At 65.8% G+C, this 26,024-nt stretch carries 21 protein-coding genes; 11 read left to right on the top strand and 10 right to left on the bottom strand.

Features of this window, described 5'->3' with window-relative positions:
* From ABW16_RS22640 to ABW16_RS22625, 5 genes are all read left to right on the top strand, one after another.
* On the top strand, nt 1–2,385 hold a 2,385-nt coding region (locus tag ABW16_RS22640), incomplete at its 5' end, for an nSTAND1 domain-containing NTPase (RefSeq protein ID WP_131721556.1).
* A 1,666-nt stretch (nt 2,386–4,051) separates the two neighbouring features.
* Nucleotides 4,052–4,390, top strand: a complete 339-nt coding sequence (locus tag ABW16_RS25075) for a DUF732 domain-containing protein (protein WP_157864282.1) — start codon at nt 4,052–4,054, stop codon at nt 4,388–4,390.
* Nucleotides 4,387–4,710 carry a DUF732 domain-containing protein gene (locus ABW16_RS22635; protein WP_047321453.1) on the top strand — a complete coding sequence of 108 codons (324 nt, stop codon included), beginning with the start codon at nt 4,387–4,389 and terminating at the stop codon, nt 4,708–4,710. The genes ABW16_RS25075 and ABW16_RS22635 overlap by 4 nt, the downstream gene beginning before the upstream one ends.
* A 14-nt stretch (nt 4,711–4,724) precedes the next feature.
* The gene (locus ABW16_RS22630; protein ID WP_131721554.1) at nt 4,725–4,982 is read left to right on the top strand and encodes a hypothetical protein; all 258 of its coding nucleotides are present in this window, start codon (nt 4,725–4,727) and stop codon (nt 4,980–4,982) included.
* Between the two features lie 971 nt (nt 4,983–5,953).
* Nucleotides 5,954–6,781: an HIRAN domain-containing protein gene (locus ABW16_RS22625; protein WP_047321451.1), complete on the top strand. Its 828-nt coding sequence runs from the start codon at nt 5,954–5,956 to the stop codon at nt 6,779–6,781.
* Between the two features lie 113 nt (nt 6,782–6,894).
* Here the strand turns inward: ABW16_RS22625 and ABW16_RS22620 are convergent, their stop codons facing one another.
* Entirely contained in the window at nt 6,895–8,301 is a 1,407-nt protein-coding gene (locus ABW16_RS22620) for a CYTH and CHAD domain-containing protein (protein WP_047321450.1), read from the bottom strand.
* 42 nt (nt 8,302–8,343) lie between these two features.
* On the bottom strand, nt 8,344–9,183 hold the full coding sequence (panB, locus tag ABW16_RS22615; RefSeq protein ID WP_047321449.1) for a 3-methyl-2-oxobutanoate hydroxymethyltransferase: 840 nt from the start codon (nt 9,181–9,183) through the stop codon (nt 8,344–8,346).
* 193 nt (nt 9,184–9,376) lie between these two features.
* Here panB and ABW16_RS22610 point away from each other — a divergent pair, with 193 nt between their 5' ends.
* Genes ABW16_RS22610 through ABW16_RS22595 form a run of 4 tightly spaced genes read left to right on the top strand, consistent with a single transcriptional unit; the run spans nt 9,377 to nt 15,980 of the window.
* Nucleotides 9,377–10,918, top strand: a complete 1,542-nt coding sequence (locus tag ABW16_RS22610; RefSeq protein WP_047321448.1) for an alpha/beta hydrolase — start codon at nt 9,377–9,379, stop codon at nt 10,916–10,918.
* 20 nt (nt 10,919–10,938) lie between these two features.
* Nucleotides 10,939–12,279, top strand: a complete 1,341-nt coding sequence (gene glnA / locus ABW16_RS22605; RefSeq protein ID WP_047321447.1) for a type I glutamate--ammonia ligase — start codon at nt 10,939–10,941, stop codon at nt 12,277–12,279.
* A gap of 14 nt (nt 12,280–12,293) precedes the next feature.
* The gene (locus tag ABW16_RS22600) at nt 12,294–15,320 is read left to right on the top strand and encodes a bifunctional [glutamine synthetase] adenylyltransferase/[glutamine synthetase]-adenylyl-L-tyrosine phosphorylase (RefSeq protein ID WP_047321446.1); all 3,027 of its coding nucleotides are present in this window, start codon (nt 12,294–12,296) and stop codon (nt 15,318–15,320) included.
* Between the two features lie 12 nt (nt 15,321–15,332).
* Nucleotides 15,333–15,980, top strand: a complete 648-nt coding sequence (locus tag ABW16_RS22595; protein WP_047321445.1) for a PaaI family thioesterase — start codon at nt 15,333–15,335, stop codon at nt 15,978–15,980.
* Between the two features lie 16 nt (nt 15,981–15,996).
* Here the strand turns inward: ABW16_RS22595 and ABW16_RS22590 are convergent, their stop codons facing one another.
* Nucleotides 15,997–17,394 (bottom strand): PE-PPE domain-containing protein, encoded by a 1,398-nt coding sequence (locus tag ABW16_RS22590; RefSeq protein ID WP_047321444.1) that lies wholly within the window; start codon nt 17,392–17,394, stop codon nt 15,997–15,999.
* Nucleotides 17,395–18,129: 735 nt separating this feature from the next.
* Here ABW16_RS22590 and ABW16_RS22585 point away from each other — a divergent pair.
* Nucleotides 18,130–18,759, top strand: coding sequence for a hypothetical protein (locus ABW16_RS22585; protein WP_233424854.1), 630 nt, complete (start codon nt 18,130–18,132; stop codon nt 18,757–18,759).
* A 35-nt stretch (nt 18,760–18,794) separates the two neighbouring features.
* Here ABW16_RS22585 and ABW16_RS24035 read toward each other — a convergent pair whose 3' ends face one another.
* Together ABW16_RS24035 and glnA (ABW16_RS22575) are read right to left on the bottom strand one after the other, a co-directional pair.
* Entirely contained in the window at nt 18,795–19,316 is a 522-nt protein-coding gene (locus ABW16_RS24035) for a hypothetical protein (RefSeq protein WP_052957062.1), read from the bottom strand.
* Nucleotides 19,317–19,384: 68 nt separating this feature from the next.
* Nucleotides 19,385–20,821: a type I glutamate--ammonia ligase gene (glnA, locus tag ABW16_RS22575; protein WP_047321443.1), complete on the bottom strand. Its 1,437-nt coding sequence runs from the start codon at nt 20,819–20,821 to the stop codon at nt 19,385–19,387.
* Between the two features lie 123 nt (nt 20,822–20,944).
* Here glnA (ABW16_RS22575) and ABW16_RS22570 point away from each other — a divergent pair, with 123 nt between their 5' ends.
* Nucleotides 20,945–21,415 (top strand): RDD family protein, encoded by a 471-nt coding sequence (locus tag ABW16_RS22570; protein WP_047321442.1) that lies wholly within the window; start codon nt 20,945–20,947, stop codon nt 21,413–21,415.
* A 90-nt stretch (nt 21,416–21,505) separates the two neighbouring features.
* Here the strand turns inward: ABW16_RS22570 and ABW16_RS22565 are convergent, their stop codons facing one another.
* The 5 genes from ABW16_RS22565 to sucB form a co-directional block, all read right to left on the bottom strand.
* The gene (locus tag ABW16_RS22565) at nt 21,506–22,258 is read right to left on the bottom strand and encodes a DUF4191 domain-containing protein (RefSeq protein WP_047321441.1); all 753 of its coding nucleotides are present in this window, start codon (nt 22,256–22,258) and stop codon (nt 21,506–21,508) included.
* 43 nt (nt 22,259–22,301) lie between these two features.
* A complete protein-coding gene (locus tag ABW16_RS22560; RefSeq protein WP_047321440.1) occupies nt 22,302–23,258 on the bottom strand; it encodes a lipoyl synthase in 957 nt (318 codons plus the stop codon).
* Nucleotides 23,255–23,950: a lipoyl(octanoyl) transferase LipB gene (lipB, locus tag ABW16_RS22555; RefSeq protein WP_047321439.1), complete on the bottom strand. Its 696-nt coding sequence runs from the start codon at nt 23,948–23,950 to the stop codon at nt 23,255–23,257. The genes ABW16_RS22560 and lipB overlap by 4 nt, the downstream gene beginning before the upstream one ends.
* Before the next feature lie 27 nt (nt 23,951–23,977).
* A complete protein-coding gene (locus ABW16_RS22550; protein WP_047321438.1) occupies nt 23,978–24,886 on the bottom strand; it encodes a TIGR01777 family oxidoreductase in 909 nt (302 codons plus the stop codon).
* Nucleotides 24,887–24,929: 43 nt separating this feature from the next.
* A partial coding sequence (sucB, locus tag ABW16_RS22545) for a 2-oxoglutarate dehydrogenase, E2 component, dihydrolipoamide succinyltransferase (RefSeq protein WP_047321455.1) occupies nt 24,930–26,024 on the bottom strand: 1,095 nt, incomplete at its 5' end.

The following is a 26,024-nucleotide window of genomic DNA, read 5'->3' as shown; positions in this document are numbered from 1 at the left end:
TTCACCGAAAGTGCCTTTCCGATCTGCGGCGATTGTTTGTGTGAGAACTTCAATCATCCCAGCTCAGAAGGCACTTTTCTTATACCGACACCCGCGCCACCATCAGTTCAGTCGGTGGATCGAGGCTTAGAGCGTCGTTCGATAGTTCCCTGCCCGATAAATCTGGACTTGAAGAGCGACGATGCCGTAATCATTGCCGATGACGGCATCTATGCCGCGTGCATAGAACTAGATCCTGGAACAAGGACACCAGCGCAAGTACATGTCTGGGGCGCAACAGGAAACGTGCCGGAGCGCACCAAGGCATTGCTCCAAGCCGAGGACTACTGCAAAGGCGCGCCAGTTCAAGATGCCCGCCAGCCTTGGGCCGCAACAGCAGCGTCTCCCAGCGAGGCGGCCCCACTCATAGTCCAGGTAACAGGTAGCGAGTCGGACTTTGAGTATCAGCTGCCTACGTCGCCGAAGTTCTTCGTTGGCCGAACGAGTGTCGTGCAGGCCATGGAAAAGGCTATCGCCGAGCATGCTGGCGTACTTGTGCTCAATGCCCAATCTGGATGGGGAAAGAGCTCCGCAGCGCTCCGCCTGAAAGCTCTGGCGGCGAACCAAAATGGCTTTGCACTTGTGGTGGACTCCCGGACTGCAAGCTCTCGTCGCTTTGTGACAGAGGCCCTGAGCAAGGCTGCGCAGGAAGCTGCGCTTGTCGGTGTGCTTGACCTGCCGGCAAATGCGAGCTGGGCCAGCCTCCCTAGCTCGCTGCGGACTCTGTCTGAGGCGGAGTGGAAGGCCGGACCGCTGGTCGTGTTCTTCGACCAGTTCGAGAACGTTTTTCGGGATGAAAGTCTGACCCGTGAGTTTCGGGATCTTGCGCTCAGCGCACGAGAAACTACCGGCAACCTCATGGTTGGATTCGCCTGGAAGACGGATCTTGTCGGGTGGACCGAAGGGCATCCGTACCAGTTGCGCGACGAAATCCGTTCGAGCGCTACAGTCCTGGCCCTGGGGCCATTCGGCGCGTCTGAGGTCGAGACGTTACTCCGACGATTAGAGCGCGAACTCGGGCAAACGCTTGCACGTGACTTGCGGACACGCCTCCGCGAGTACAGCCAGGGTCTGCCGTGGCTGTTCAAGAAGCTTGCCGGTCACCTTATTCGAGAGGTTGAAGCTGGCGCGACACAGGAGAAACTCGCCAGCGAGGCCCTCAACGTGCAGGGATTGTTTGACGCTGACCTAGCTGAATTGAACATGCAGGAGCAAGAAGCCGTGCGGTTCATCGCTCGGCACGCTCCCATCGCGATCAGTGAAGTGATCGAACGGGTGAGCCCGCCGGTTGTCGAATCCCTTGTCAACCGGCGCTTGATCGTGCAGGTAGGCGAGCGACTCGACACTTACTGGGACATCTTCCGCGACTATCTGAACACGGGACGGGTTCCGGTCGAGGACTCGTACATCCTGCGGCAGAGCCCGAACTCGGTAGCTAGGTTGCTACGAGAAGTCGAGATCGACAATGGAGACGCAAGTGTTCAAGACCTTGCGAGTCGACTCTCCACTAGCGAGAATGCCGTCTTCAATCTAAGCCGCGAGCTCCGCTTGCTTGGCGCGACATCGTATGAGCCGAATCGCGTACGGCTCCTACCGGAAATCTGGGAGTCCGAGGATCGCGAGGATGTGATCCGGAGGCGTGTCGCCCAGTCCATAAGGCGGCATAGAGCGTTTAGCACGTTTCTAGGTATCGAAGAACGTCTGGGCAGCGTCACGGTCAACGCGTTCGCATCTGAGCTGCCTTCGGCCTTCCCTGCAATCGAAGTCACACCGAACACTTGGAACACCTACGGACGTGTGTTCCTGCGATGGTTTGAGTATGCCGGTCTGGCAACGATGAGCTCCCCAACACTATGGGTGTCCGCGCCAGACGGGGCCAGTGGAGTCGGCAAGCTGCTTGGCGCGCCGATTCGACGCAGGAAGGTTGGCGGCTTTCCCCACGATGCTCCGGGGCCGAGCATCACCTTGCTAAAGGAACTGGCGTCGAACGGGGCCATTGATGTGTCGCGGAGAAGAAGTGCCCTGCGACCGCTTCTTGACATTGACGCGGTTCGCGCCGACGACAGTGGCCATTTGGTTGTGCAACACGACCTTGTACTTGACGGGCAACTGAACGCGCCCGTGCTTCACGATTTACTCACGCAAGTTTCTGGTGTTGCTCCCGGCTTGACGCTTCTTGAACGGAGGCCGGACGCCCGACCTGCGGACGTCGGAAGAGTTGTGGCAGAGGCGCTGTCAGCCGAGTGGGCACCAGCGACCGAACATGCGCTCGGGAAGAACTTACGTGCATGGGCTCGGTTCGCGGGCATGTCTGTGACAAGACCGCCGCGCTCTCCCGCCCAGTAGCCTGGTGCCAGGCTCACTACGCAGGCGCTACGCACAGCAGCACTCTGCGCCCGCTGGTGGCAGCTTGAGCTAGGTCGAGAAAATCGCCTTCACCTGCACTTACATCCCGTTGGCCGCTATGTGCCACCAATGACACCAGATCCCAGTGACCTGCGAAGATGCCAAGGGTCAATTTCCGGCTTACAGGCCAACTCGTCCGCCCCGAGCTGTTTACCTGCATGTCCAGCGGTAGCCTTCGGCGAGATCCGTGCCCTAGACGTTTGTGGAGTTGGTCGAGGCAGCCCTTCTTGGCATCGGACCTATTGAAGTTCTTCGGCGGCGGGGTCGGCACCTTCAGTTCTATTCCCCGCGATCGTTGATGTGTGAAGGCGGTTCATCGCCTGAACTGCCTCATGACCGATGTTTTGGTATCGAGCCGGGTTCATCTAGTTAAGTACAACGAAAAACGAATCATTTTCGAGGCGACGAAGACGATGCCGCGGAATGATGTCGCAGGTCAGAACAGTTTTGAAGGGGTATTCGATACAGCGATGGTGTAGAAATCGCCCATCAAGTACAAGCGAACAGCGTGTGCACTGCTTCTCGGTTCGGAAACGACGGACAGGCGGCGCAGGTTGGCCGAATGCACCGCGCGCTTTGAGTCCTACGGCGCATGCCTCGCTGCCCCACGGCCACTAGATCAACCTCCCTCTGGCTTCTGGTTTCGCGCTCCGCGATAGCGCCGGGCTCGTCAGGCGACGTAGGAGCTGCGTGGTTCTCCGGGAGGGGTGGCGGGGATTTGCTTTATGCTCCAATCTCTTGCCGGATTAGCATGCAGCGATGCCTCAGCATTGCGCTTCGGTGCTCCCCAGAGTCGTAGTGGCAATTTTCTTGTGCGCCGGTTGGAGCCTGGCGTCGCCATCGCCCTTAGCGTCAGCAGAACCACTTTGCCAGGTCCAGCTAGGCGGCAAGATCGCGACGGTTCCGTGCGGTACGTGCGAGGACGTTCTCGCTGAGCCAGGGATGGCCGGGAATGTCGCCTGTTCTGAGGTACGCCCAGCTGTGACGCCCCGACCCGCGCAGCAGAGTCAAGTTGGGCAGGGGGATGTCCCCGGCATGCGCCACGACCCCGTGCGTGGTCAGCCGTGCAGCAATTACGGCAAGTACGTGTTTGGCCGAGATCGGAACGGCGGACTTTTTTCGTGTCACTATGACGGTCGGTCCGGCAATGTCTGGGACGGTCCGCTTGACTGGCCGCTGAGAGGCGTTCAAAAGGTAGGCTCCCGCTGCGCGGGCAATGCGTATGCGCAGTCGCCTGACGGTTTTGCGCTGAGTTGCAGCACATTGGATGGTATATGGGGTCGCATATGAACCGGAGGAGCGTAATGAGGTGCACAGCGCAGTCAGTCGGTGTCAGTCTCGCGGCGTTGGGGCTACTGCTCGGAACAGCAGGAGCGGCGTCCGCTGACGAGCGGTCCTATCTGGACCAACTCAATGAGAATGGCGCGGGGAACTACTACACCTCATCTGCGAATCGCTTAGCCATCGGCCGACAAATCTGCGACAACATCAGACTGGACGGAGACCCTCGCGCCGGATTCAATTCCTGGACCAACGTTACGGTTCCTCAACAGTTGATCGAAACCGCCCAACACGAGCTGTGCCCAGACACCCTCGAAGGTCCGAAGTGACGATCTCGGTGGGGCGCATCGTGCGGACGGCAGGAATCGTTTTCGCGGCACTGGGGCTGCTGGTCGGAACAGCGGGGGTGGCACAGGCGGATGCGAGGTCATTTCTGGATCGCGTTCATGCGAACGGCTTGCCGGATCGATATGGCTACTTCGGGAGCATGGGCGACTCCGAAACCTTAATGATCGGACGTATGACTTGTGACGGAATCCGTGCAGGCATACCAGCCGATCAAGCGATGCCGAATTCAACTCACGACACAGGCCATCTACGTCCGATGATGATCGAAGCGGCGCAACACGAGTTGTGTCCGGACACCCTTCAAGGGGCGCAGTGAAGACCGTGATGAGTCGGGTCGTGCGTACAGGCGGAATCAGTGTCGCGGCGCTGGGGCTGCTGCTCGGCGCAGCTGGGGTAGCGGTGGCTGACGAGCAGTCCTACCTGGACTACCTGTTCAGTCACGGCTGGAACTACCACTACGACGTGTCATCAGCGACGAGCGCAATCAAGGGCGGGCACATAGTCTGCGACAACATTCGTTGGAACGGCGGACCGCGCAATGGCGTAAATCCGTTCATGGCGGCATCACTCGACGACCTCATGATCGAAGCGGCGCAACACGAACTGTGTCCCGACACCCTTGAAAGCCCGAAGTGAAAACCGTTCTGACGATGACGACCGTTCTCGCCGCCGCCGTGTTGCTGGGCGCGCCGACCGCTATGGCTGATGCTCGACAGGATTTCCTCGACCAGTATCACGCCGCTGGCGCGCATCAACTGGTACCGGATGACCAACTTCTCTACTACGCGACCAAATACTGCCATGACAGGGCGGACGGAAACGGCCCATGGTGGCACACGAACCCGTTCAACATGGGGTACTCGCCGACCACAGCGGCGGAGATCGCGGACCGCACACTCTGCCCATGACCTCATCAACGAAAGTAGCTGCGATGAATCGTATTACGAAGACGCTCGCTGTTGGCGTACTCGCCGCCGTGCCCGCCACGTTGTTCCTCGCAGCACCGGCACCGGTCGTCCACGCCGAAGGCGCGTGCACCGCATTAGCACCCGACTATGACGCGTATGACGAGTGCATCTTCAAAATGCACGTGTACTGCAAGTACACCGGGGGTTTCATTGGCATACATTCCAATACCTGCACCTACTCCGATGGCGGCCGGGATGAATGCGTCACACACACGAACCCGTACTCGTTCAGCGGACTAGGGGTCATCGACCACACCTGCACGTACTTTCCGCCTGGCGCGGAACCCGCACCGGCACCCGGTGGTGCGCAGGAACCCGCCGAGCCCGCACCCGCAACAGCTGCGGAACCCGTGCCCTCTCAGTCGTAGCTCACCCGCAACGCTGCTGCGGCGCCTCACCGCTGGTCCCTAGCGCTGAGCCGATGATTGTCCAGCTGTACCAGCCGGAGCGGGCTGCGGAGACGTCAACAGTTGAGAGTGGCGCGGCTGCAGGTTGCCGTATCGGTGAAAACCTGCGTCTCGAAAACGATGGGTGATGCGACTGAGGCAGCGTGTCGTCAACCGTCGCCGCTTACAGGCTCAATGGAGATATGAGTTGTCTTGAAAACCGCAGCACAGCTCGCTTGCTCTTGCTTCGGCCAACGCAGTCAACGCTGTGATCTGGTCTTTCGCAATACAGCCAACGCTGCTTGATGATTCAAACACCCTGGTAGCAGAATCCGGATTACAGGCCAGCTCGTCCGCCTTAAGGCACTGGCCGGCGTCCCGGTACGCAGGAGTACGCGGCAACACCGCCCAACGGCCGGTCGGTAGCCCGCCGATCGGTTTCGCGAAATTCAGCCTGCGCTGTCTGCACATTGACATACGATCCGGTGTATTTGCTGCACAATCACGAGGCTGGGTGATTTGGATATGGGTCTGCGTGACATCTTGCGAAAATTGCAGCAAGTCGAGCCGGCGAAAGAGCCGCAGTGCGAGTATCAGTCGGATGTGGAGGTAGCGGGCGAGGCCTATCACGCCGAGGCCTTTGCGGCGATCTTTTGCACGGCGGACCGACCTGGGGGCGGAGTTATCATCCGCACCGCGACGCTGGTTCCTGAGCCGGAAAACCCCTTTGACGACACCGCGGTTGCGGTCTACATCGAGGGCCTGCGTGTGGGCTACGTTCCGCGTGCCGATGAGGCGACCAAATCGCGCGCTATCGCCGCATCCATCGACGATAAGAACCTTGAAGTCTTGGCCCGCGTCTGGTCGCGGAATGACAATGGAGCTTGGGTATCGAGGGTAACCCTGTCGTTCTCAGGTGAGACGGAACCCGAGTGGTCGTATGCCGTGGAGCAAGACGATTTGTACCCCGACGACGATTTCCGCGATGTCGAGGTTATTGGCGAGTCGAACCACCGTGAATCGTTCGCCGAGATTTTTGGCAGGGCAGGGTGGCCGTTTGGTGGCGTCCTCATGCGGAACGCCGCGCTGATACCAGACCCGGAACACCCCTACAGCAATGAAAAGATCGGGATCGCCGTCGCAGTTCACGTCGAAGGGCTGGTTGTCGGCTATGTGCCACACGGCGATTTGAGTACGAAGAAGCGGGCCTGGGATAGCCACGCCACGGGCAAGCACTTCATCGTTCCGGTTCGCATTTGGGCGCGCAACGACGATGGAGTTTGGCGGGCCAGGGTGACGTTGTCCTTTAGCGGACTGACAGAGGATGAATGGCCGTACGTCGATTCCGGCTAGGAGCAACACGACATCCGATCGAAGTGCTGTTTCCCAATTGTGTGCGTTTGGAGCCTTACCACGGCTCGGAATTGTTGGCCGTGGCACCGCGCCAGCCGTGGTTGTAGCGAGCCTCACCGAACCGCCCGGTTCAGCTTGCGCAGCGCGGGCCGCAACGCCGCCCGGCTCCGCGCGGCGAGGTCGACCTCGCGGGCATACAGCAGCCCGTAGGTGAAGGTGTCCTCGCCGGCGGCCGCCGCGGCATCGGCCTGTTGAAGCAGATGCGCCCGGCTGACCACGCTGTCCTGGTGGTCGCCGAGCACGGTCTGAATCGTCTTCGCGCGCTGGGCGATCTTCGTCTTGTTCGCTGCTGAGGCGGCGTAGCGCAGTCGCTTGGCGGCCTTGCGGATCCGGTGCAGTGCCGCGTCGCGGTCGGCGGCCGTCTTGGCGGCCTTCACCGCCTTGCGCAGCCGGCGGTAGGCGATGTCCACGGTGGCGTATCGCTCGGCGGCGGGCGCGCTGACCAGATCGTCGAGGCCGTCGAGCAGCCGGAAGTACCGGGGGGAGCGCATCGCGGCCAGGCTACGGCGTCGCCCCGTCTGATAGCGGCGCAGCGAGCCGGCGACCAGCCGTTCGCCCACCGGCCCGCGGACCAGCTCCGGCGTCAGCTCGTCGAGCGCCTGCTGATAGCGCTGGGCCAGCACCTCGGCGTCGCGGGCGACACCCAGTACCGCACCCAATTCCTGCAGTTCGTCGAGCAGCGGGGCGTGGGCCGCCTCCTCGCCGTGCAACAGGCTGCGGATCCGTCGGATCGTCACCCGCATCTGATGAATCGCGTCGTCGGCGTCGGCGCGCACCGCGCGATCCCAGACCAGCAGTTGCTCGATCTGCTCGGCCAGCGCCCGATGCAGGCGATCGGTCGGGTGCGCGGCCACCGGCGGCGCGCCCAGCACCCTGGCCAGTTTGGAGCCGTAGCCGGCCGGCCTGGCGCCGGTGTCGTGCAGCCGGTTGCTCAGCCGGTCCAGCAGCTCCAGGTCCCCGCAGCCCAGTTCCACTTCCCATTCCCGCCAGCACTGTTCGGTATCGCCTTCGGCCGACGCGGTGACCTGATCGTCGCAGAACTCGGCTAACACCTCATCGTGATCGTCGCGCAGCACCACCACACTGCGGGCGGTACGGATTTGTGCCACGGGGGCCAGCGGCCGATCCCTGACGATCGCCCTCACCACGTCGAGCAGTTCGTCCGGAATCTCCGGGCCCAGGGGTGCGCGTACCTCGGTGCGGGTGTCCGTCCCGGCCGGAAGTTTCAGGTGCCAGCCGGCGTCGGGACCGCCGGTGCGCCGGCGCAACGTGACTCGCCGGGCCGCCAGGTCGTGACCGGGTGTGTCGAAGTACACGGCCGCAAGTGCCTGTGCCGGCAACTGCTCAACTCGGGCGACCCCGGCGATGCCGTCGAAGGACGGTGAGATGGCCGATGCGTCAACGTCGAACTTGCGTTCCACCTCGCGGAACCGAGAGGTGCTCGGGTCGGTTGCAGACACGGCATCCAGCCTGTCACATCCGGACCGCCCAGACACGGCGTTCTAGAAGCAGTGCTCTTCCGCCGGGAAGGTTCCCGCCGCCACCTCTTGGGCGTATTGCTCTGCGGCGCGGCGCAATTCAGCACCCACGGCGCCGAAGCGCTTGACGAATCGGGCGGTCTTGCCGGTGGTCATCCCGGCCATGTCCTGCCACACCAGAACTTGGGCGTCGCAGTTGGGCCCGGCGCCGATCCCGACGGTAGGAATGGTCAGCTTTCCGGTGATCTGGGTGGCCAACTCGGCCGGCACCATCTCCATCACCACCGCGAACGCACCCGCCTCGGCCACCGCGATCGCGTCGTGCACGGTCTGCTCGGCGGCGTCACCGCGCCCCTGCACCCGGAAACCGCCCAAGGTGTTCACGCTCTGCGGGGTGAACCCGATGTGCGCCATCACCGGGATGCCGGCCGCGGACAACGTCGCGATCTGGTCGGCCACCCGCTCGCCGCCCTCCAGCTTGACCGCGTGCGCGCCGCCCTCCTTCATGAACCGGGTGGCGGTGGCCAGTGCCGCCGCCGGCCCACCTTCATAGGAGCCGAACGGAAGATCGGCGACCACCAGCGCGTGCGGGGCGCCGCGCACCACCGCGCGCACCAGCGGGATCAGCTCGTCGATCGTGATCGGAACCGTGCTGTCGTAGCCGTAGACCACGTTGGCCGCCGAGTCGCCGACCAGCAGCACCGGGATGCCGGCGTCGTCGAAGATGCGGGCGGAGGAGTAGTCGTAGGCCGTCAGCATCCCCCACTTGCGGCCCTCGTTCTTCATCTGCTGCAGATGATGGACGCGGGTCTGCGGTGCAATGCGGACAGGGTCAGGTGAAGCGCCATAAACGTGCTCAGACATCGTTGTCCCTCGAATTGTTCGGGTCGATCCTCGAAGCCCGTCACTCGGGTCCCCGGGTCGTCTGACATGCCCAGTGTGCCACCTGCCGCGGCGCAGCTGAACCACCAGGTGGAGTGGATTTCCTCACACCGCCACGCGCGCAGCGCACCAGGTGACCGGGCTTGCGCGGGCGTGCATGGCAGCATGTGGTGTCATGAGCTCGCCGACGCGCCGCGACAGGATGACGCGCACCGCCCTGACCTGCCTCGCGATCGCGATGGTGGCACTGACCGTCGGCAGCTGCACCCGGATGACGCCGGGCCACGCGGTGCTGGCGGTGCCGCGGGTCGGGCAGCCGGTCCAATGGGACAAGTGCCGGTTCACCGCCGACACCAATATCAAGGTGCCCGCCGACGCCCAGTGCGGATTCATCGGGGTTCCGGTGGACTACTCCAAGCCGCAGGGCGCCGTGGCCCGGCTGGCCATGATCCGGTTCCCGGCCACCAAGGACAAGATCGGCTCGTTGGTGATCAACCCCGGCGGCCCGGGGGAGTCCGGGATCGAAACCGCGGTGGGATTGGTCAGCTCGCTGCCCCGTCAGGTCCGGGAGCGTTTTGACCTGGTCGGGTTCGACCCGCGCGGGGTGGCCTCGTCACGGCCCGCGGTCTGGTGCAACTCCGACAAGGAGAACGACCGGCTGCGTGCCCTGAACCAGGTCGACTACAGCCCCGAGGGCGTGGAGCGCATCGAGAACGAGACCAAGGAGTACGTCGCGCGCTGCCTGGACAAGAGCGGCAAGGAGTTCCTGGCCAACGTCGGCACCGTCAACGTCGCCCGCGACCTGGACGCGATCCGGGCCGGGCTGGGCGACGACAAGCTGACCTACCTCGGCTACTCCTACGGCACCCGGATCGGCTCGGCCTACGCCGAGGCCTACCCGCAGAACGTGCGCGCGATGATCCTGGACGGCGCGGTGGACCCCAATGCCGACCCGGTCGAAGAGGACCTGCGGCAGGCGCAGGCCTTCCAGGGTGCGTTCGACGACTTCGCGGCGGACTGCGCGAAAGACGCCGACTGCCCGTTGGGCACCGACCCGGCCAAAGCCGTCGACGTCTACCACAGCCTGGTCGACCCGCTGGTGGACAAGCCTGCCAAGACCAAGGACCCGCGCGGGCTGAGCTACAGCGACGCGATCGTCGGCACCATCATGGCGCTGTACTCGCCGACGTTCTGGACGCATCTCAACGACGGCCTGTCCGATCTGGTGGACGGCCGCGGCGACATCATGCTGAGCCTCGCCGACCTGTACATGCGCCGGGACGCCAACGGCCACTACACCAACGCCACCGATGCCCGGGTCGCGGTCAACTGTGTCGATCAGCCGCCGGTCACCGACCGCGCGAAGGTGATCGAGGAAGACCGGCGTTCGCGTGAGGTGGCGCCGTTCATGAGCTACGGCAAGTTCACCGGCGACGCGCCGCTGGGCACCTGCGCCTTCTGGCCGGTCCCCCCGACGACGCAGCCGCACACCATCTCGGTGCCGGACCTGCCGCCGACGATGGTGGTCTCCACCACCCGCGACCCGGCGACCCCGTATCAGGCCGGTGTGGACTTGGCCAAGCAGCTGGGTGGCGGCCTGCTGACGTTCAACGGAACGCAGCACACGGTGGTATTCCAGGGCAACGAATGCGTGGACCGATTCGCCGCGCGATACCTGGTCGACGGCACGTTGCCGCCAACCGATGCGAAGTGCTGAGCGCTGATACGCTTCGCGGTATGGACCGTCAGAAGGAGTTTGTGCTCCGCACGCTGGAGGAACGCGACATCCGTTTCGTCCGGCTTTGGTTCACCGATGTACTCGGTTATCTGAAATCAGTCGCGATCGCCCCGGCCGAGCTCGAGGGCGCCTTCGACGAGGGTGTCGGCTTCGACGGCTCGGCAATAGAGGGCTTCGCCCGGGTCTTCGAATCCGACATGGTCGCCCATCCCGACCCGTCCACCTTCCAGCTGTTGCCCTGGACGTCGGACTCCGGCCGGCAGTACTCGGCGCGGATGTTCTGCGACATCACCATGCCGGACGGATCTCCGGCCTGGGCGTCGTCGCGGCACGTGTTGCGCCGGCAGCTGGCCAAGGCGGGGGAACTGGGCTTCGCCTGCTACGTGCACCCCGAGATCGAGTTCTTCCTGCTGGAACCCGGCCCCTATGACGGCAGCACCCCGGTTCCCGCCGATGACGCGGGCTACTTCGACCAGTCGATCCACGGTTCGGCCGCCAACTTCCGCCGGCACGCGATCGACGCGCTGGAATCGATGGGCATCTCGGTGGAGTACAGCCACCACGAGAACGCCCCGGGCCAGCAGGAGATCGACCTGCGCTACGCCGACGCGCTGTCGATGGCCGACAACGTGATGACGTTCCGCTACCTGATCAAAGAGATCGCGCTCAAGGAAGGCGTGCGGGCGTCGTTCATGCCCAAGCCGTTCCGCGAGCACGCCGGTTCGGCCATGCACACCCACATGAGCCTGTTCGAGGGCGAAGTCAACGCCTTCCACAGCCCGGACGACCCGCTGCAGCTGTCAGCCACGGCCAAGTCGTTCATCGCCGGGATTCTCGAGCACGCCAACGAGATCAGCGCCGTCACCAACCAGTGGGTCAACTCCTACAAGCGCCTGATCCACGGTGGGGAAGCACCTACCGCGGCGTCCTGGGGCGCCTCCAACCGCTCGGCGCTGGTGCGGGTGCCGATGTACAGCCCGCACAAGACGTCGTCGCGGCGTATCGAGGTGCGCAGCCCGGATTCGGCGTGCAACCCCTACCTGGCCTTCGCGGTGCTGTTGGCCGCCGGGCTGCGCGGGGTGGAGCAGGGTTACGAGCTCGGCCCGGAGGCCGAGGACAACGTTTGGGCGCTGACTCCCGAGGAGCGCCGGGCGATGGGCTACCGCGAACTGCCCGGCACCCTGGAGCGCGCGCTGAGCGAGATGGAGAACTCAGAGCTGGTCGCGGAAGCGTTGGGGGAGCAGGTCTTCGACTTCTTCCTGCGTAACAAGCGCCAGGAGTGGGCGAACTACCGCAGCCACGTGACCCCCTACGAGCTGCAGAACTACCTGGCGCTGTAAAGCCGCCGACGGTCGTGGCCTATCCCGGAGCTCAGCGCCGCAAGCTGCCCAGCGTCGGGCGCCTGGGCCTGGTCGACCGGTATGCCGCAGCAGACCTGACCGCGCTGGGCTGGTACAGCGCGTACACCCAACCGCACGTCGACGTGCTCTGGGCGCTGTCCCGCGCTCCCGACGCCGACGTCGCGCTGCGCACCCTGGTCCGGCTGTCCGAAGCTCCGGGCATCGACTGGGATGAACTGAGCGCAGCACTCATGGCCGACCGGGGACTGCGCGGGCGACTGTTCGGGGTGCTGGGATCCTCGCTGACGCTGGGGGATCACCTGATCACCCACCCGGAATCCTGGAAGCTGTTGACCAGCCCAGCCGACTCCGACGACTACACGATCACACTGCCGTCGGCGGCGCAGCTGCGCGCGATGTTCACCGACTGCGTGGCCGCCACAGCAGACGGCGCCTACGTCGAGCGGCTGCGGTCGCTGTACCGCGACCGGCTGCTGGTGTTGGCGTCGATGGACCTGGCGCCCACCGTCGAGAACCTGCCGGTACTGCCCTTCGTGGCGGTCGGCGAGCATCTGGCCGACCTGGCCGACGCCGCGCTGGCGGCCGCGCTGCGAGTGGCCGAGCTGCACGTCTGCGGCGCCGACGCCGGTGCCACCGTACCCCGACTGGCCGTGATCGCCATGGGCAAATGCGGTGCGCGGGAACTGAATTACGTCAGCGACGTCGATGTCATCTTCGTCGCCGAAGATGCCGGTGCGGTGAGCACCCGGGTGGCCGGTGAGCTGATGCGGGTGGCCGGCGAGGCGTTCTTCGAGGTGGATGCCGGCTTGCGGCCGGAGGGCCGGCACGGCGCGCTGGTGCGAACCCTGGAATCGCACATCGTCTACTACCAGCGGTGGGCCAAGACCTGGGAGTTTCAGGCGCTGCTCAAGGCGCGCGCGGCAGCCGGCGACGCCGACTTGGGCCGGGCCTACATCGACGCGTTGCTGCCGATGGTTTGGACCGCCTGCGAGCGTGAGGATTTCGTCACCGACGTGCAGGCGATGCGCCGCCGGGTGGAGCAGCTGGTGCCCGCCGAGATCCGGTCCCGCGAGCTCAAGCTGGGATCCGGGGGATTGCGTGACGTGGAGTTCGCCGTGCAGCTGCTGCAGCTGGTGCACGGCCGCAGCGACGAGTCGTTGCATGTGGCATCCACGGTCGATGCGCTGGCGGCCTTGGGTGCCGGTGGCTACATCGGCCGCGATGATTCGGCCAACTTGACCGCCTCCTACGAGTTCCTGCGACTGTTGGAACACCGGTTGCAGCTGCAGCGGCTCAAGCGCACCCATATGCTCCCGCCGCTCGACGACGACGAGGCACTGCGCTGGCTGGCCCGCGCCGCCCATGTCCGTCCGGACGGCCGGCATGATGCCCTGGGTGTACTTCGCGAAGAGCTCAAGGCCCAGAACAGGCGGGTGTCGCGGCTGCACGCCAAGCTCTTCTATCAGCCGCTGCTGGAGGCGGTCAGCCCGGAGGGTCTGGAGCTGGTCGGGGGGCTGACGCGCGGTGCCGCGGAACGTCAGCTGGCGGCACTCGGTTACGAGGCGCCGCACAACGCCCTGACGCATCTGGGCGCGCTGACCAATCAGAGTGGTCGCCGGGGCCGGGTGCAGGCGGTGCTGCTGCCCACGTTGCTGTACTGGCTCTCGGACACACCCAATCCCGACGCGGGACTGCTGGCCTACCGGCGGCTCAGCGAGGCGATGGCCCAGCAGCGCTGGTATCTGAGCACCCTGCGCGACAGCAGCGCCGTGGCCAAGCGGCTGATGCGGGTGCTGGGCACTTCGGCCTACATCCCGGAACTGCTGATGCGCTCACCCGACGTCATCCAGGCCTATGGCGACGGCCCGACGGGGCCGAAGCTGCTCGACACCGATTCGGACGCGGTGTCGCGGGCGCTGATCGCGTCGGCGGGCCGCTATCCCGACCCGGTCCGCGCGATCGCCTCGGCCCGCAGCCTGCGGCGCCACGAGCTGGCCCGCATTGCCTCGGCAGACCTGCTGGGCATGCTCGACGTCATCGATGTCTGCCGGGCCCTGACCGCGGTGTGGGTGGCGGTGTTGCAGGCCGCCCTGGACGCGATCATCCGGGTCAATCTCCCCGGCTCGCCCGACGCAGACGCGCAGTCCGCGCCGGCGCGGATCGCGGTGATCGGCATGGGCCGGCTCGGCGGGCGTGAACTCGGCTACGGCTCGGATGCCGATGTCATGTTCGTGTGCGAGGCCAATGAGAAGGCGGCGGGGGTGAGCGACGGCGACGCGGTGCGTTGGGCGACCTCGATCGCCGAGCAGGTCCGGGCGCTGTTGGGCACCGCCAGCGTCGACCCGCCACTGCAGGTCGACATCAACCTGCGTCCCGAGGGCCGCAACGGCCCGCCGGTGCGCACGTTGGCCTCCTACGCGGCCTACTACGACCAGTGGGCGCAGCCGTGGGAGATCCAGGCACTGCTGCGGGCGCACTGCGTCGCCGGTGATCCGGACCTGGGCAACCGGTTCCTGCGGATGGTCGACGCCACCCGTTATCCGCCCGGTGGGGTGTCCGCCGACGCGGTGCGGGAGATTCGCCGAGTGAAGGCGCGCGTCGACGCCGAGCGGCTGCCGCGCGGGGCCGACCCCAATACGCACACCAAACTGGGCCGGGGTGGCCTGGCCGACGTCGAGTGGACGGTGCAGCTGCTGCAGTTGCGCCACGCCCACCGTGTACCGGCGTTGCACAACACCTCTACGCTGGAGACCCTGGACGCCATCGCCGCTGCCGGGCTGCTCGAGGAAGACGATGTGGACCGGCTCCGGCAGGCCTGGCTGATCGCAACCCGTGCCCGCAACGCATTGGTGCTGGTTCGTGGCAAACCCACCGACCAACTGCCCGGGCCGGGCCGCGCGCTCAACGCGGTTGCGGTGGCCGCCGGCTGGCCCGGCGGCGACGGCGGTGAGTTCCTGGACAACTACCTCCGGGTCACGCGGCGCGCGAAGGTTGTGGTGCGCAAGGTATTCGGAGACTGAAGGAGGACCTCGGTGGTGGATTTCAGGGCTCACTCGAACGTGCCGACGATCAGCGTCGACGAGAGCGGGCAGCTGTTGGAGCGGTACGGACCGTTGGCCCAAGCGGTCCGCGACCTGATCGACGCCTCTATCCGCACCCAGGCCGACGACCCCACGGCCCGCGAGGTGACCGCTCAGATACAAGAGCTGACCGAGCGGCTTCGTGCCGGGACCCTCAGCGACTCACCGGGACTGCGCTATGTCGTCGACGGGCGGCCGCTGGCGTGGGGTAACGCCGTGGTGGGTCTGCGTAACCCGATCGCACCGCCGCTGGTGATCCAGCACGGGGAGACCGGGCACTGCTGGAGTGACTTCTATCTGGGCGCGGCCTACGAGGGCCCGCCGTCGCTGGTCCACGGCGGCGTCAGTGCCCTGGTGCTCGACCATGTGCTCGGCGAGGCGGCCAGCGACGGCCTGACTAAGCCGCGCTACACCGGCACGATCACGGTGAAGTACCTGCGCGGAACACCGTTGGGGCCGTTGCGCGCCGAAGCCTCGATCTACCGCAAGGACGGCGTCAAGACGTACGCCCGCGGACATATCTCGGACGCCAACGGGGTCACCGTGGAGGCCGACGGGGTCTTCATCACGCCGTCCTGGGCCCGCGACGGGCTGGAGTGACGGCGGCAACCACCCGCTACAGCGAGATCAGGGCCGACAGCACGCTCAGCGCGCCGATTCCGATGCCCGCGGTGGCCAGTCCCATGTCGGCCGCGATCGGCATCATGACGGCATTGAGCAGATCACCGGAGGCCAGCTCCTGCGCGAACAGACTGACGTCGTAGGCCGGCAGGGTGGTGAACAGGGCGTTGACCAGGTCGGTGATCGGCAGCAGGGTCGAGTAGAGGGTGGACAGATCGGCGGAGAACGCGTTCACCCCGTCGGTGAAGTCGCTCAACACCGCCGCGCTGTTGGCCAGGGCGTCGGGCAGGCTCGGCAGCGAGCCCAGATCGTTGAGGAAGTCCTGCCAGCCCTGCTGAACACCGTTGCCCAGCGCCGTGAGGACGTCACCCAGATCGACGTTCGGGAACAACCCGAACGGGGTGGACAGGTTAGCCGGTCCCGGGTCCCAACCATTTTCGATATTGCCGTAACCCAGGTTGATCAGCACCCGCAGCGCCGGCTGCATCAGATCTGCCAGCGGATCGCCCAGGATGGGAACGGCTCGCAGCAACTCCAGCAGCGGCAGGTTCTCGGTGGGAATCATGAAGTAGTCGGTGTGGCCGGCATAGCCTTCCGACACCGGCAGCAGGACGGATTGGGCGATCTGCTCGTCGGAGAGGTCGGGGATGGTGCCGTGCACGAATGCGATGCCCAAGACGGCGTTGAGATCGGCCAGGAAGTTCAGCGGGTAACGCGGGAAGTCCGAGAAGCCGTCGTACTCCATGTTGTAGATGGCGGTGTCCCACGGGGTGTCCGACGGGGTCGCCCCGCTGAAGGTGACGCCCATGCTGGGGAAGCTCAGCGGCGGCAGACTCGGGTCGCCGAAGCGTGACAGCAGCCCGCCGTTGGGGTTGCTGGGGTCGACCAACAGTACGAACGACAGCTGGTCGGAGGTCGGGATCTGATCAGCCGGCAGCGCCAGCAGGTTGCGCATCTCCAGCGAGGCGATGGTGGAGCTCTGCGAGCCGCCCACCACGACGAGGTCGTGGCCCAGAGCGAGCCGCTCCTTGATGGTGGCGTCCAGGATCTGGACGCCCTGCGCCAGGGACTGGTCGAGTACCAGCGACTTGACGCCGGTCATCGGATACAGGCCTTCCGGGGTGAAGAGGGGATGCACCGAGTCGACCGGGAACACCGGCTGGCCGGGGAAGATCGGCGCGGCCGGCATGATGTAGCGCTCGCTGATGGCGTCGATGAGTGCTTGTGAGGGGATCGGGGTGCCGCTGCCACCCATACCCCAGCCCTCGGTGTCGAGCAGGATCACCTGCGCGGAGACCGACTTCGGGTTTTGGGCCGCAACGCCTGCGGGAAGGGCGGGACCGGCGATCAGCAGCGGCGCAATGGCCAGCGGCAGCAACCTGGAGTTAGTCATGGGCGTCCCTTTCGTGGAAAACAAGCCCTTTAGCTGGAAAGTCACTGATCTGGCGATAAATTACATCGGACTGTTTCTAAGTTCAATCACATGTTTGAGAGGTTTGGTAACGCCCGTTACCGGCTCCTCTCTTTTGGCGTGTGGAGCCGCCCCGGCAAACGGCTGCGGCAGAATCAGCGCGGCCGCGGTTCAGCACCGATTGACCGCTGGATGCGGCCATCCGGCGAATCAAATTCCTTGTCCGCAAATGTGTTTCGGCAGCAAGGGAAGTGGGCTTCGAAGAGGGGCCGGTGGTGACGGCCCAGGCTAGCGTTCTTTCTCCGGCTCCCGGCAAACACACAGAATCGCGCGGGTAATTCGCCGGCCAGGCGGCTTCGTCGTTGGGCGGTTCGGTGTTTCCGCGCAGGAGTTCTTCTCCGGCGATGGGTGTGGTTGATTTCGGGTGGGGTGGTGCCGTTGGCCCGGCCCAGCCGGCCGGATGTGGTGACGAGGGTTCGTTGTCTGCCGTCGGTGGCCTCGGTGTGATCGCAACCGCAGGCGAAGAACCAGTTCATCGGCGTGGGTGCGCCCGCCTTTGGCCCACGGCTTGGAGTGGTGGGCTTCGCAGTGATAGCCCGGGGCTGCGTAAATCGCGCAGGACAGGCAGGCTTCTGGCTATTTGCTATGCTTCTTCTTCAGGAATATTCATGTTTGCCGCTGCGGCTGGCGACGTGGGGGTCGGGGAGGAAGAGGGTTATGCAGATGTCGGGTGATATCCGTCGTTTTGGAGTCGGAGCCGGCTTGATCGGCGGGGCCGTAGCGGTCGCGCTGACGGTCGGGCTGGGCGGCGCCCACGCCGGAGCCGCTGATCAGCTTGCCGGTGTCGCAGCCGCCGGAGGAGGCGCCGACTCGACCGATCTGCTGATCATGGCCGGCGCGAATTTCCTCGATGCCAAAGACGTCATCACCGGGATCGACACCTCGGAGCTGTCCGGCACCTTGCTCTCAGCCGTCGAGTCGGCGCAGCGCATTCCAAGCATCCTGGACACGTTTGTGTTCATGGTGGACGACAGGCTGGTGCCGGCAGAGTCCGCGATCCTCGCGCATTCTGGTTCGATGTCCTCGCTGATCGATCAACTGTTCTTGGCGCCGCTCAACCAGCAGTGGGCCGATGCCAGCGAGTCGATGCTCAATGCCACCAACGCATTCGAGAGCGCGATCGAGGACGGATCGGTCCCGGGCGCCGTCAGTGCTTCATTTCAGATGCTCGGGGTCACCTTCTCTGAGACGATCCCGGCCGCGATCGCGTCCATGCCCATCGTGTGGATCGGAAGCCTTTTCGACGATGCCGTGACCACCGCGGACCTCTTCGACTTCTCGTTCTGACTCCACCGGTCTGGCTGACCGCTCGCGCAGCTGGGTCACCAGCCGAAGACGGCGACGTTACCGCCGGGGTTGGGGTGCGGGCCGACCCGGTGTATGACGTGGCGGACCATGTTGACCAATGTCGGGTCATACGAGTCGTGGGTGAGCTGCCAGGTCCCGTCGTGGTCGACCAGGACCAGCGGCCGTATCACGGGGACGGGCTGCCGCGGCCCGGTGAGGGCTGCGGTGACACCGGCCAGGTTGTTGATCGCCGGCCGGACATCGGTGACGGTGAAGGCGAACGGCAGGGCGTGATGCCGGTTCAGCTTGGCCAGTCCCTGATCGTTCTGGCTCATCTCGTCCGGCGAGAGCCCGCCTTCGACCAGCGTGGCCTTGTCCGCGTCGGGAACCGCCGGATCGGTCAGTTGGTTCAAGATGGTCGTCACCTGCTCGGCGGTGGGGACGGGGGCGCCCGGGGGTGGCTCGGGGTCGGCGTGTGCTCCGGGCGCACACGCCAGCGTCGTGGTGACTATCGCTGTTCTGATGGCAGTCCGCCACGCGCGCGTCAGGGCGAGCATCAGTTAATCGTAATACGATATTTCGGCGGATCGGGGTTGCATCCGATCAAGCCGGCCGACCTACCTGCTCAGCAGTCGTAGTACAGCGCGAACTCGTACGGGTGCGGCCGAACACTGATCGGCGTGATTTCGTGGTCGCGCTTGTAGCGGATCCAGTTCTCGATGAGGTCCGAAGTGAATACGCCGCCCTCGGTGAGGTATTCGTGGTCGGCCTCGAGGTTGTCCATCACCTCGGCCAGCGTGGTAGGTGCCTGCGGGATGTGGGCGGCCTCATCCGGCGGCAACTCGTAGAGGTCCTTGTCGACCGGGGCGGCCGGCTCGATCTTGTTCTTGATGCCGTCGACGCCGGCCATCAACATCGCCGCGAACGCCAGATACGGGTTGCTGGACGAGTCCGGGCAGCGGAACTCCAGGCGCTTGGCCTTGGGGTTGGTGCCGGTGATCGGGATGCGCACGCAGGCCGAGCGGTTGCGCTGGCTGTAGACCAGGTTGATCGGCGCCTCGTAGTGCGGCACCAGTCGCTTGTAGGAGTTGAGGGTGGGGTTGGTGAACGCCAACAGCGACGGCGCGTGGTGCAGGATCCCGCCGATGCAGTGGCGGGCGGTGTCGGAGAGTCCGGCGTAGCCGGCCTCGTCGTAGAACAGTGGCTGGCCGGCCTTCCACAGCGACAGGTGTACGTGCATCCCCGAGCCGTTGTCGCCGAACAGTGGCTTGGGCATGAACGTGACGGTCTTGCCGTTAGCCCAGGCGGTGTTCTTAATGATGTATTTGAACAACATGACGTCGTCGGCGGCATGCAGCAGGGTGTTGAACTTGTAGTTGATCTCCGCCTGCCCCCCGGAGCCGCATTCGTGGTGGCCGCGTTCCAAGGTGAAGCCGGCATTGGCCAGGTTGGTGGTCATGGTGTCGCGCAAGTCGACGTACTGGTCGTTGGGGGCGACGGGGAAGTAGCCGCCCTTGGGGCGGGTCTTGTATCCGCGGTTGGCCCGTCCGTCGGCCTCGGTCGGCGAGCCGGTGTTCCACCAGCCCGAATCGGAGTCGACCTCGTAGAAGGTGCCGTTCATCTGGGAGTCGAAGCGCACTGAGTCGAAGATGTAGAACTCGGCTTCGGCGCCGAAGTAGGCGGTGTCGGCGATGCCGGTGCTGGTGAGGTAGTTCTCGGCTTTGCGGGCCACGTTGCGCGGGTCACGGGAGTAGGGCTCGCGTGTGAACGGGTCGTGGACGAAGAAGTTCAGGTTGAGGGTCTTGGCGGCCCGGAACGGATCGATCTGGGCAGTGGAGAAGTCGGGGAGCAGCATCATGTCGGACTCGTGGATGGACTGGAAACCGCGGATGGAGGATCCGTCGAAGGCCAGCCCGTCTTCGAACACGCTGGCATCCAGCGTGGACGCGGGGATCGACAGATGTTGCATCTGACCGGGCAAGTCGCAGAACTGGATGTCGACGTACTCCACGTTCTCATCGGCGACGAGCTTGAGAATGTCGTCGGCCGTCTTGTCGGTCACAGAAGTTTTCTCCTCCGCTGGTAGCCCCGGTCGGACGCTGAGGTTGCCGGTGCTGACGTTACGCAACCGCGGCCGGACCCGTCGACGCCGGGTCGGATTCGCCGCCCGCCTATCGTAGGGGCCATGAGCCGCACGTTCTCCTCGTGGCTGTCCGGGCCGGAATCTGCCGGACCCAGCCGTCCCGACAACGCCCCGGGGCAGGGCCTGGGTTTGCCATCCAGCGGCCCGGGTTCCCTGGCGCCGATGGGGCGCCGGGTGGCGGCCCTGGCCCTCGACTGGATGGTGAGCTACGGGCTCGCCGGCCTGGGAGTGGCAGCCGGCGTGGTGACCGCGGAATACCTGGCAACCGTGGTGCTGGGGATCTGGCTGGTGCTCGGGGTGGCCGCCGTGCGCCTGTTCGGCTTCACGCCGGGCCAGTACGCCTGCGGGCTCCGGGTGGTCCCGGTGGACGGCCCCGGCCTGGGCGTGGGCGTCGGTCGCGCCACGGTTCGTGGACTGTTGATCGCACTGGTGGTGCCGGCCTTGTTCGCCGACGCCGACGGCCGTGGCCTGCAGGACCGGGCCACTGCCACCGCCGTGGTGCGCAGCCGCTGAGTCTCTAGCCGCCGCATTGAGTCTGCGTGTACGGCGCAAAAGTGCGAGTAGGCTCCGCCGTCAGCGCAGAGTCAACGGGCTGTTTGTGAGCTAACGCCGGCGCACCGCGCGCTGAACGCCACGCACCTTCGCGCCGCCGGGCAGCGGCCCCTTGGGCATGGCCGCGGTTCCGGTCCGCGAACCCAGCGCGGCCAGCTTCGACTCCAGCGAATCCATCTGCTTCGTCGTGATGTTGGCCGGCAGCTTGGTCAGGAAACGTTCCAGCTTGGCCAGCGGAACCTCACCGTCGCCGGTGCCCACCACCACGTCGTAGATCGGTACCTCGCCGACCAGCCGGGCGGTGCGCTTCTTCTCCTGGGCGAGCAGTGGCTTGAGCCGAGCGGGCGAACCCTCGGCGACGAAGATGATGCCCGGCCGCCCGATCACCCGGTGCACGGCATCGAGCTGGCCGGTGGCGGAGACCCCCGGGGTCACCCGCCACTTGCCACGCAGGTTGTCCAACGCCCAGGCCGCAGCGCCGGCCTGCCCCTCGGCCTTGCGGTAGACCGACCGTTGAGCGCGCCGGCCGAAGATGATGAATGCCACCAAGGCGCCCAACACCAGGCCGAGTGGGATCGTCGTCACCTTGGCGAACGTGCCGCCGTTGAGTGCCAGTGCCGTGGTCACCCCGGCGACCAGCACGAAGGCGCCGGCCATGTAGGGCACCAGCCGCGTGTCCTCTTTGCGCTGCAGCTGGAAGGCTTGCCACAGCTGGGTGCGGCGCTGCCTGCTGGCGGCCTTGCGGGCGGCTTTGGCCTCCGCCCGGGCAGCCTTGTTCTCGGCGGTATTGCGCGGTCTGGGCATAGCTACCAAGGATACGCAGCCGGACTGGCCGCCACCCGGGGCCTCAGCCGTGGGCGGCGGCGGGGGACTGCTCGCGGCGTGACCGGTTTTTCAGCGCCTGCTGATAGAGGCGTCCGGCTCGATACGACGAGCGCACCAGCGGCCCGGACATCACTCCGGCGAAGCCCAGCTGCTCGGCGTAGCGGGCGTGCTCGACGAACTCCTCGGGCTTGACCCATCGGTGGATCGGATGGTGTCGCTCGGTGGGGCGCAGGTACTGGGTGATGGTGACCAGTTCGGCGCCGGCGTCGTACAAGTCGGACAGGGCCGCCCGGATCTCTTCGGGGGTCTCGCCCATGCCCAGGATGAGGTTGCTCTTGGCCACCAACCCCGCGTCACGGGCCTGGGTCAGCACGTTCAGGCTGCGTTCGTAGCTGAATCCGGGCCGGATCAACTTGAAGATACGCGGCACGGTCTCGACGTTGTGCGCCAGCACTTCCGGGCGAGACTCGAACACTTCGCCCAACAGGTCGGGCCGTCCGCCGAAGTCGGGGATCAACAGTTCGACGCCGGTCGACGGGTTGAGGGCCTTGATGGCACGCACCGTCTCGGCGTAGAGCCAGGATCCCTGATCGGGCAGATCGTCGCGGGCGACACCGGTGACCGTCGAATACCGCAGGCCCATCGACTGCACGCTCTCGGCTACCCGGCGTGGTTCGTCGCGGTCCAGCTCGGGAGGCTTACCCGACTTGATGAGACAGAACGAGCAGTTGCGGGTGCAGACCTCTCCGCCGATCAGGAAGGTGGCCTCCCGGTCTTCCCAACACTCGTAGATGTTGGGGCAGCCCGCTTCCTCGCACACCGTGTGGAGCTTTTCCTGCTTCACCAAAACCTTGAGCTGGGTGTAGCTCGGCCCCATGCGGGCGCGGGTCTTGATCCACGGGGGTTTGCGTTCGATCGGAGTCTCGGCGTTGCGTGCTTCGGCACGGCTTAACCTACGGCCTTCCGGGGCGGCGCTCACCTGGTCGATGTTACGCGTGGAGCGGAATGCTCGCGCACCGGCAGCACGCCGTCCAGGGCGTCGACGACTGCGCTGGCCACCGCCTGCCGCACGTCCTCGACGCCGGTCACGAAGCCCAGCTCCGCCGACAGCGACGTCACTCCCGCGTCGGTGATCCCGCACGGCACAATCGAGCTGAACGCATTGAGATCACAATCACAATTGAGCGCGAATCCGTGCAACGTGGTGGCGCGGGCCACCCGGACACCGATCGCGGCGACCTTGCGAGCGGGCCGGCCACCTCCCGGCGGCAGCCATACCCCGGATCGGCCGTCCACTCGAACCGTGTTGAGGCCCAAAGTGTTACACACCTCGATCAACGATTCCTCAAGGCGTCGAACGTAATTCACCACATCCAATGGTTCGGCGAGGCCGATCACCGGATAGCCCACGAGCTGGCCGGGGCCGTGCCAGGTGATCTTGCCGCCGCGGTCGGTGTCGACCACCGGGGTGCCGTCCATCGGGCGCTCCTGCGGCTCGGTGCGGCGCCCGGCGGTATAGACCGGCGGGTGCTCCAGCAGCAGCAGCGTGTCCGGGCCGCCGGCCGACCTGGCCTCGGCCAGCTCGCGTTGCAGTTGCCAGGCCTCGCCATAGTCGACGGTGCCCAGCTGGCGCACCTCGATCGGTGCGGCGCTGGAGCGGATGGAGGCCATGTTCGCAGGCTACTCGGCGCGGTGTGTCTACAGCGGGGTCGGCCGGGAGGTGGCGTAGGTCAGGGCCTCGCCCACGGTGTGGTGGGCAAACCGGAAACCGGCCTGTTCCAACATGGCGGGAATGGCTCGCTGTCCGGTGAGGAGGCTTTCGGCGAATTCGCCGAGCCCGGCACGGACCGCGAAAGCGGGTAACAGCATCGGGGTCGGGCGGCCGACCGCGCGTCCCAGTGCGGCGGTGAACTCGGCATTGGTCACCGGCGCCGGCCCGGTCAGATTCACCGGGCCGGACAGCGTGTCATGCGAGATCGCGAACGCCAGCGCCCGCACCTCGTCCTCCATGCTGATCCACGACATGTACTGCCGGCCGTTGCCGATCCGGGCGCCGAGTCCCAGGGAGAACAGCGGTCGCAACCGGCCCAAGGCGCCGCCGGAACGCGACAGCACGATGCCGGTGCGGGCCAACACCACGCGGGCGCCCGAAGCTTGGGCGGACGCCGTTGCCGCTTCCCAGTCCTCGGCGAGCTGAGCCAGGAAACCCGTTCCCGCCGAACCGGATTCGTCGACGATGCGGTTGCCGGTGTCACCGTAATAGCCGACCCCGCTCGCATTGACCAGCACCGGTACGCCGGCCTCGGCCACCGCAGCCGACAGCACCTCGGTGGGGGTGATCCGGCTGTCGCGCAGGCTCTGCTTGAACGCCCCCGACCAGCGGCGGTCACCCACGCCGACGCCGCACAGATTGACCACGGCGTCGACTCCGGCCAGTGCGCCGACGTCGATGTCACCGGCCTCGGGGTCCCACTGCAGCTCGCCGGCGTTGGCCGGTGCCCGCCGCACAATCCGCAGCACCTGGTGATCGTCGGCACGCAACGCCGAGACCAGAGCCGAGCCGATCAGCCCGGATGACCCGGCGATCGCGACGATGGGGTTGCTCACAGCTGAATCCTCTTGCAGCTCTTCGGAAAAGCCCCCGGCGCCGTTACAGACCCAGGTCTGCCTCGAACGCACCCTCTTCGAGCCGGTTCTTGATCGTGGTCACGAACCTCCCGGCGTCCGCGCCGTCGATCAAACGGTGGTCGTAGGTCAGCGGCAGGTAGCAGACCGAACGCACCCCGACCGACTCGTTGCCGGCTTCGTCGATGACGACCCGCGGCCGTTTGACGATGGCTCCGGTGCCGAGCATGGCGGCCTGCGGCGGAACCAGAATCGGGGTGTCGAACAGTGCGCCCTGGCTGCCGATGTTGGTGATCGTGAAGGTACCCCCGGACAGCTCGTCCGGTTTGAGGTCACCCGAGCGCGCCCGGGCCGCGATGTCGGCGATGGCCCGCGCCAGGCCGGCCAGGGACAGATCACCGGCGTTGTGGACGACCGGGGACAGCAGACCCTGTTCGGTGTCCACGGCGAAGCCGAGGTGCTCGGCGTCGTGGTAGGTGATCTCGCCGGCGTCCTCGTTGTAGCTGGCGTTGACGTTGGGGTGCGCCTTGAGGGCGTCGATCACCGCGCGGGCGATGAACGGAAGGTAGGTCAGGTTGACGCCCTCGCGTTCGGCGAAGTCCGCCTTCGCCCTGGCCCGCAGCGCCACGATCTTGGTCATGTCCACCTCGTGGACCTGGGTCAGCTGCGCGGTGGCCTGCAGGGATTCGCGGGTTTTCTTGGCGGTGATCTGACGGATCCGGCTGGCCTTGGCGGTGGTGCCACGCAGGTGTGCCAGCGCCGAGGCGGGTGCCGCAGCGGCCGGGCGCTGGGCGGCCGGTGCCGCCGGCGCCTGCTGCGGCTCGGCCTGCTTCGCCGCGAAGGCCAGCACGTCCTGCTTGCGGATCCGCCCGCCGACTCCGGTGCCGGTCACCTGGTTCAGATCGACGTTGTTGTCGGCGGCCAGCTTGCGCACCAGCGGGGTCACATATCGTGCGGCGTCGCCGGCCGGGGCCTCGGCCGCGGCGGGCTGCACCGGTGGGGGTGCGGCCGCGGGTGCCGGCGCCGGGGTGGGTTCCGGTCGGGCCTGCGGAGCCGGCGCCGGGGCAGCGGGAGCAGGCTCGGGCGCAGGAGCGGGAGCCGCCGGTGCAGGGGCGGGAGC

The organism is Mycolicibacter heraklionensis (genome assembly GCF_001021505.1).
Lineage (GTDB): Bacteria > Actinomycetota > Actinomycetes > Mycobacteriales > Mycobacteriaceae > Mycobacterium > Mycobacterium heraklionense.
The sequence above is the reverse complement of the archived record's forward strand: the minus strand, read 5'-3'. Positions and strand labels throughout refer to the sequence as shown.

Excerpts from the sequence above, each read along its gene's own strand:
- ABW16_RS22610 (WP_047321448.1), top strand. The coding sequence starts at position 9,377 with ATGAGCTCGCCGACGCGCCGCGACAGGATGACGCGCACCGCCCTGACC.
- ABW16_RS22590 (WP_047321444.1), bottom strand. The coding sequence starts at position 17,394 with ATGACTAACTCCAGGTTGCTGCCGCTGGCCATTGCGCCGCTGCTGATC.
- glnA (WP_047321447.1), top strand. The coding sequence starts at position 10,939 with ATGGACCGTCAGAAGGAGTTTGTGCTCCGCACGCTGGAGGAACGCGAC.
- ABW16_RS22630 (WP_131721554.1), top strand. The coding sequence starts at position 4,725 with ATGACGACCGTTCTCGCCGCCGCCGTGTTGCTGGGCGCGCCGACCGCT.
- panB (WP_047321449.1), bottom strand. The coding sequence starts at position 9,183 with ATGTCTGAGCACGTTTATGGCGCTTCACCTGACCCTGTCCGCATTGCA.
- lipB (WP_047321439.1), bottom strand. The coding sequence starts at position 23,950 with ATGGCCTCCATCCGCTCCAGCGCCGCACCGATCGAGGTGCGCCAGCTG.
- ABW16_RS22625 (WP_047321451.1), top strand. The coding sequence starts at position 5,954 with ATGGGTCTGCGTGACATCTTGCGAAAATTGCAGCAAGTCGAGCCGGCG.
- ABW16_RS22585 (WP_233424854.1), top strand. The coding sequence starts at position 18,130 with ATGCAGATGTCGGGTGATATCCGTCGTTTTGGAGTCGGAGCCGGCTTG.
- ABW16_RS24035 (WP_052957062.1), bottom strand. The coding sequence starts at position 19,316 with ATGCTCGCCCTGACGCGCGCGTGGCGGACTGCCATCAGAACAGCGATA.
- ABW16_RS22570 (WP_047321442.1), top strand. The coding sequence starts at position 20,945 with ATGAGCCGCACGTTCTCCTCGTGGCTGTCCGGGCCGGAATCTGCCGGA.
- ABW16_RS22565 (WP_047321441.1), bottom strand. The coding sequence starts at position 22,258 with ATGCCCAGACCGCGCAATACCGCCGAGAACAAGGCTGCCCGGGCGGAG.